General features: G+C 47.0%; 4 protein-coding genes. All 4 read left to right on the top strand.

The genetic code is table 11. The features are described from left to right. Window positions 1-1,320 precede the first annotated feature (1,320 nt). The 4 genes from M5G17_RS19695 to M5G17_RS19710 all read left to right on the top strand — a co-directional run bounded on the left by M5G17_RS19695 (window position 1,321) and on the right by M5G17_RS19710 (window position 4,931). Window positions 1,321-1,803, top strand: a complete 483-nt coding sequence (locus M5G17_RS19695; RefSeq protein ID WP_273894589.1) for a hypothetical protein — start codon at window positions 1,321-1,323, stop codon at window positions 1,801-1,803. Window positions 1,804-2,258: 455 nt separating this feature from the next. Further along, window positions 2,259-3,239 (top strand): hypothetical protein, encoded by a 981-nt coding sequence (locus tag M5G17_RS19700; protein ID WP_273894590.1) that lies wholly within the window; start codon window positions 2,259-2,261, stop codon window positions 3,237-3,239. Next, the gene (locus M5G17_RS19705; RefSeq protein ID WP_273894591.1) at window positions 3,203-4,081 is read left to right on the top strand and encodes a Mu transposase C-terminal domain-containing protein; all 879 of its coding nucleotides are present in this window, start codon (window positions 3,203-3,205) and stop codon (window positions 4,079-4,081) included. The genes M5G17_RS19700 and M5G17_RS19705 overlap by 37 nt, the downstream gene beginning before the upstream one ends. A gap of 10 nt (window positions 4,082-4,091) precedes the next feature. Continuing rightward, the gene (locus M5G17_RS19710) at window positions 4,092-4,931 is read left to right on the top strand and encodes a TniB family NTP-binding protein (RefSeq protein WP_273894592.1); all 840 of its coding nucleotides are present in this window, start codon (window positions 4,092-4,094) and stop codon (window positions 4,929-4,931) included. The last annotated feature ends 1,069 nt before the right edge of the window (window positions 4,932-6,000 follow it).

Genomic DNA, 6,000 nt, shown 5'->3' on the forward strand with positions numbered 1-6,000 from the left:
ATCTGTTGCCGCTGATGTTCGATCGTTTCCCACGGCTGGCCCTGAGCGACCTGGTTGCCGACACGATTGAGTCTGACCAGCCGCACCGGCGCGACCTTGATCTGGCCGCCTTGCAGAGCTATCTCAACGCGCCCGCAGGCGATTGGCGCCGGCAGAAGTTATGCCGCACCCTTGCCCTGGGGCATGCACTGAACGCCTGTGACCTGCGCCTGGTTGGCGATGATTCGACGCGTCAACTGCTCATGCAGTACGGCGCTGAAACGGTGCCGCTGGTAACGCTGAAAATCCAGGATGATCGGGTGATCGAAGCCAGCCTGCTGCAGCATGACAACGGCCTGTTCGTAGCGCTCAGTGAAGACTGCCGTCAGGTCCAGCAACAGTGGATCGAAAGTTACAACAAGCGTATTAAAACAGACTGCGCCACCGAGCTGAAACAGCTTGATAGCTGCGTCTCGCGACTGGCGTTGTTCCTTGGTCTGGCCGGAGCCAGTACGCAACAACTGAAACAACTGTTGGGATTGTGCTGGAACAGCGAAAACGTGCATGCCTACCTGAAAGCGCAGGCGGCGCTTACCGAACAGGGCAAGAATCAGCTGTCGCCACCCTTTGCGCTACTCGCGGCATACACCAACCAGTTGTCGAAACAGGCCGAAAGCCTCATTGAAGCCACCCTGGCCGCACTGGTCGCCAGGCCCTCGCAGACCGATGAACTACCCAGCCTGCGGCAAAGCCTGCTGACCCAACTGGACTTGCTGGACCAACAGGCGAGGGAACTGCGAACCGAACTGGCCGGCAGCGACCTGAGCGAAGTCCTCAAGACCCAGGGCGCAAGCGAGGAAGAAGGGCTGCTGCGCCTGCCGTACGACAGACTGCGCAGCGGCCTGACCTTCGAGCTGCCGCCTGGTATTCGACTGCGCGAAGGCTGCCGCCTGACCCTGGCTGGCAGCGGCCAGTTCAGCCTGACCTACACCAACGGGGCAGGGGACGCGGTCACCCGCAAGGTTGACCTGGACAGCGAAGGGACAGTGCAGATCGACCTCACCAGCGCGACACAGAACGACCGTCTGGCGAGCCTGGGTTTCAGTACTGAGGTTGAAAAGCAGGATGTCTGGCTTGAAGGGGTGTGGCTCAAAGAGGCAGCTACCGTCGTGCATTGACTTTACGGCGGTGAATTACTGTGCCGGTGGGAGTGAGGTGCGTAGCCGGCACAGTACTTTGAAGGCGCATACTTATAACTCAACTAAATAGTTATTTAGTTGAGTTATTCCTTTTTTACATATCATAAGGGCAGGGTAGCTCATGAGTGATCACTAACGTTGGATGATCGAAAGCGCGTACTGTTATTGCGAGGCCGCGAAATACCTGCTTACTGGGCATGACATGATGGCCGTTGTCCAGGTCAACGCGGCGATCGGCATGGAGATTTTGTTGAAAAGCTTCGTCGCGCGGCCCAGCGGCAACCATGGTCAGGTCAATGATACGTATGACCTGGACCCCAAGTTGATCAATGACGCTCATCGCGAGCTGCAGCACGCTGGCAAGATTGCTGCTGATGACAAACGCGTTGATAAGCACGATCTGCTCACGTTTTTTACGCTGCACCTGCGAACATCCGGTCGCGTCTTCGATTCGACCAGGAGGAATATTGCAATGTGTTCACAGATGCTCGATCTGGGCCAGATGATCGAGAGCGTTGTGAAGTGGTACCGCGAGCGAGGGTGCCGCGACGTGTTCATTGTTTGCTATGGAATGACACCGGCGGATTTTCAGCCTGGGTCTGGAAAGGAGCCTGAGCCGACGTGAGCATGTGTGACGATTGCTAAAACGCCGGAAAATATTAACTAATTCATTTTTAAAGAAAATCCAAAAAAAAATGCTCATCCGCCGGAAAAAACAAATGAAAATTTGATTTTTTCCGGCGGATGAGCAGTTTTGTTGGGGGGGATCTAGGGCTGCTAAGGCCACATAGCCCAGGTGCGTTACTGGCGTTCAATGAGGCTTGTGAGCGGGCTTTCGATTGTGAGGAAGATTTAAAAGGTAAGAAATAAACCGGTTAAAAGACCATGTGGAAATAAGCGGATAATCTTATATATCTCCTGGCGATTGCCGTTGTCAATGGTATTGTCTTATTGCTGCAACTCATTGAAATTCTGTTAAAAAACAATTTATTTATTCTGATATTTATATGAGTATCACCAATTTGATTTTTTCAGATAGATTTACTACATATTGCTTACTTTGAAAAAGAGGATGGCGATATGCACGATGTAGAGATAAGGCCAAATTTGAATGTTGTGGTTATGGGCGAGCCTGCTGTAGTAGTTAAAGTAGTGTCTGTAGCGCAAGTCGAAGTTAAAATATTTAGCTCTCGTAAGTCGATGATTGTTGACGTTGGGGATATAAAATTTTTACCATCCCTCATTAGCACCGATAATCTCGAAGGTGATTACCAAGTAATCGACGAGGATGTGCCTGACGAAATAAAAATTAAGGCAGGAGAGCGATATCTTGCGATTCAACGATATTTGAATGGTGAGATAACGATCAATCAGGCAATGTCGCTTACAAATACCAAAAAAAGCGCATTCTATAATCTTCTAAATAAATTTAGCGAGGAGTTAGGTGCTAGCTCTTTATACCCTGGCGTGCCAGGTAGAGAGGCAGGGCAAATTTTACTGTCCGCCGAAATTGAAGAGGTGATTAGCAATGCGATAAAAAAGAAATACAAAGGGCCTGCCGCTACTTACGTTAAGGTCTGGGATGAGGTCAGTGCGCAATGTACCAAGCAGGATCTTCCCGTACCTTCATTGAGTACTGTTGTCACGAGAATTAAGGGATTGGGGAAAAGAGAGGTACATCGACTAAAATATGGCACAGAATCCGCAATTCAAAATTATGGAGCCAAGCCCGGGAAGATTAATTTGACGCATCCGTTGGAATGGGTGCAAATAGATCATACTCTTGTTGACTGTATTTTAGTTGACGAAGAAACTCGAAAGCCGTTGTTCAGGCCGTGGGTTACTTTAGTTATCGACGTCCATACTAGAGTAATCCTAGGCTATTATGTCGCATTTCACGCGCCATCTACATTGTCAGTGGCCTGCGCAATTACTCACGCAGCTTTGCCAAAAAAAAATACCTGGAGAATCTTGGGTGTGATCACGTGGTGCATCCTTTTTATGGTATTCCAGAAGTATTGCACATGGATAACGCAAGGGAGTTCAAAAGTCCCAAGCTAGAAGGTGCATGTTCAATTCACGGAATTACACCAAAGTGGCGCCCAATAGGTAGAAAACACTATGGTGGTCATATCGAAAGACTGATTGGCACAATGATGACCAGTCACGTCCAATTTCTACCAGGCACTACAATGTCTAACGTAATAGCAAGAGGGAAGATCGAAAGTGAAAAAGACGCGGTGCTCACCATAAGCGAATTTACTAAATGGTTTGCTGGGGAGGTAGAAATATACAATTACAAGGAACATAGCGCATTAAGGTGCCCGCCATCGGAAATGTGGGAAAAAAGTTTCACATCGCCAACCGGACTGATAACGCAGCCGACAATAATTACAGACCCCTTCAAGTTTCGTCTGGATTTCATGCCGGAGAAGCGCCGCCAGATTCATCCCGTGGGGGTTAAATTGTTTCTTCGTAAATACTGGTCCCCGGAGCTTAAAAATCTTATCGGGATGCGCAATGTCGTTATCAAGTACGACCCCTACGCACTATATACAGTTTGGGCAAGGGTAGGAAAAGAATATATCGAACTGCACTTCTCTGATTTGACGCATGAGGACTTTTCTTACGAGGAGTATTTGATTGAAGGCGCGACGAAGCGTCTAAGTAAGCCGAGGACTATGAGGCCAGGCACTGTCTTGATTCGGGACAAAAATGAAGAAATAGTTGAGGAGGCTAAAAAGACAACCAAGAAATCGAAGAAAAACGAACAGGCTATAAAAGCCTATGCTAAACATACTCTAAATCAACACTTCGGCTCTCAAAAAATATCAATTGGAAACCCTAGTTCAGACATAGATTTTTCAAAGGCTCCGGATATTTATGAGATTGAAGATGAGTGAGGTGCTTTAAATGAAACACGATTTTTCTGGAGATGATGGGGCCACTGAAGAAAGGATCAGAAACATCCATAAAGACGTATGGATTGAGTGTCCGCAAGCAGGAAGAATAATCAATTCAATCATTGCGTTGTCTCAGGTACCTAAGCGCACTACAGCACCATGTATGCTAGTCTACGGGGACGGTGGTAGCGGAAAAACCGCTATAGTGAACCAGTTTAAGAAAATGAATCGAGGCCTAGGTTCACCGTTTGCTTTTCTTTCGTTGGCAGAAAACCCGAATAATCTTAATTATAAGCAACTTATTTTGGAGTCTCTCGGTGTTCCAATGCGACTCGCGGAAAAACGTGGAATGCTTTCGCAAGAGGTAGCAGGCTTCATACAGTCTCGGGAGATCAGGGTACTGGTTATTGATGAGTTTCACGACCTCTTGTTGGTGCCTAGAAATGAACAGTTAAAAAATCTTTCTCTCCAGAAAGGGCTTTCCGGCGATCCATTTAATTTATCTGTGATTGGATTTGGAACGCGAGCGGCCAAAAACGCTTTGAGTTCAGATGTGCAATTGAACAGGCGCTATCATACCGTTGAGTTGAAGCCATGGGGCATCAATCATGACTTCCGCAATTTTCTTGCAACGTTAGAAAAAAAAGTTAGCTTGAAGAATGACTCGCTCTTATATCAAGAAGATATGGTGCGACTGATCCATTACCATTCTAAGGGATTGATGGATAACGTATTGCGAATAGTGAAGTCGGCTGCGATCTACGCAGTCATCACAGGTGAAGAACGAATCACGAAAGAGCTTATTGAAAAAGCCGTCCTGGATCCTTGGGGTTACAAATCAATGAAGTGAGTAAGATATGAAAATTCACAATCTCGTTCATCCTATCTATGATGAAACTTTCCCCTCGTGGATGACTAGGTGCGCCCTCGACCCTAAAACCCTAGCAATTTCAGAGAGCGCAATTATTTTTTGGGGGGCGTGTGACCTTGGGGTCCAATTTTCTGATCCGTTTAGTTTAGGGGTGGAGTTTGATTTTCATCAGTCACAAGGAATAATTATTGCAAATAAACTAGGGATCGATACTAAATCTTTGTTAAGCTATTTTGGTGCGTCGTCTGACTTTCTTTTAGCACCGGGAATTCGCACTGCATACTGTCACCTATGCATTCATTCAGACGTTGTGTCCAAGAGATTTCCATCGTGGAGGAAGTCCTGGTGCTATTTTACTAACCCTTATTGTGCTGAGCACAGATGCTTGCTAAGCCATATCGATAGCTGTCCAGCTGTCGAAAAGCAGTGGCAAGCGTTTGTAAGAGGCAACCTAGGTGATTACGTTCCCGGCAGGCCTCATAGACGATTGTATAGGCTTCCCGCAAACTCCTCCCGCGCATGGTTAACGCTACGTGTTCAGACCTGGGTTCAGAGGCTTCACCGGCACAAGCTATGTGCTTTGCCAGGTACCAACATACTTGTAGACGCTCGTGAGCTTATTCAGGCAGTTAATCTGGTACTGCGTATGCTGCTAGTCCCCAGGACAGATCGGACTCCTCCCGGAGCGGGGAGAGTCTACTTTAATAGTCAAACATCGCGTATAGTTCACAAAATTTTGGATCTGGATCAACGACTGGAGTGTGGCGCTCCAAATAGTGTGCCGTATGAGTGCATGAGTGCTCTTTTGTTAGTTGGATTGATTTTTAAGATTTTTACCAAATCAGAAATTTCTTTGCTCAATAAATTTATTGTGCAATCAGAATTCGAATTTCCGAGCAGCTTACTTGACCTAGGATCTGAATGTATAAGTCATGTAAGTTTTAGCGAAAATGACAGGCTCAATAAGCTTTTCACTTTCTCAGACGAGGTTACGGAATTTTTAGGAAGTTTCCTTGATGGATTACTAACACCATAGTGTAGTGGTCTA

It is taken from the genome of Pseudomonas rubra (assembly GCF_028656935.1).
Classification (GTDB): domain Bacteria; phylum Pseudomonadota; class Gammaproteobacteria; order Pseudomonadales; family Pseudomonadaceae; genus Aquipseudomonas; species Aquipseudomonas rubra.